The organism is Gilliamella sp. X-60, assembly GCF_057063585.1.
On record NZ_JBXSQJ010000053.1, the window covers coordinates 1 to 1,130 of the forward strand.

The 1,130-nt window shown below is 36.1% G+C and carries 1 protein-coding gene; it reads right to left on the reverse strand.

Annotated features, from left to right (window positions below; all coding sequences use genetic code 11):
• Nucleotides 1–540: 540 nt before the first annotated feature.
• The coding region (locus ACYIAM_RS13000; RefSeq protein ID WP_483748556.1) for a hypothetical protein at nucleotides 541–1,130 on the reverse strand (590 nt) is incomplete at its 5' end.

Below are 1,130 nucleotides of genomic sequence, written 5' to 3' on the forward strand. Positions count from 1 at the left end.
TTATTTTTATGTAATCAAATTAATTTGCCAGATAAATTTTGATAGTTTACCCACCTTTTTTATGAATAGTCCTGTAAAAATCATGCTATAAACACCTGAAATATACAAAGGGCACTACATCACGAAAGGAGCAAAGTAAATTATAAACAAAAATTAACATTGCTTGAAAGCAAAAAAACACGTTTTATTAAGATTTATTAACGTTTATTAGAGTTTATTAAGATGAAAGTTAAGCTAGCTGCTTTTAAAAATACCAAAGAACCCAATACTGCAATTTTCCCTAAACTGCATGGAGAATTAAAAGACAAACAATAAAGCAAATAATTCCCATATGTATAAAGGTATTTTCAAATAAACCCGAGGAATTGCTTGATAGATAAAAGATATAGAAAAGAATGTAGCTGCCACCATTCGCGCAAGATTGCTATTTTAATTGACCTTCACTCAATGCCACCTATCTTTTGATAAGTGGCTAATCATCACTGTTTTAATGACTGGTGACAGAATTAACATAATCGCACATCTAACACATCATCACCTTTAAGGACTGACACATGCTGCTTGTACATTGCGTCCAGAATCATCATAAGACCATATACCACCATCGATTGCGTAAACGGTAAAATGTTTATTAGGCTCGCGCAGGGAAGCCGTCCAAAATCCATCGGAAGAGCTACCACTTATCTCCCAAGGAACAGCATAATCTCCTTCTTGTAGGGTATCCTCTTCATTGCTCCATGGATATGAACTAGCCATACGCCCCCATTCATTAAATAATCCCCCTACCCAACGGTTGCCACGCTTAAAACTTAAGCGTCGTTGATATCCGTAAAAATCACCCAACTCTGGTAGACCACCAGTCCAACCGAGCCACGGTTCATTGTTATTAGTGTAATCATTAACATCGGGGAGACGATAATGACTACCTAACCCTTGACAAAACTGTATAGCTTGCTCATATGTCATCGGGTTATATTCCAAATGCCGATTTTTTAGAATGACTGGATTATTTATATACCAACGCTCTATCTTAAAGCTATAAAGTAATTTAGTATGGCTACTATCTGCGTAAAGCTTAAATACCGAAGGCGAAAAACGCTTATCTTTTGAATCAAGCGTTGGCCCTTTTA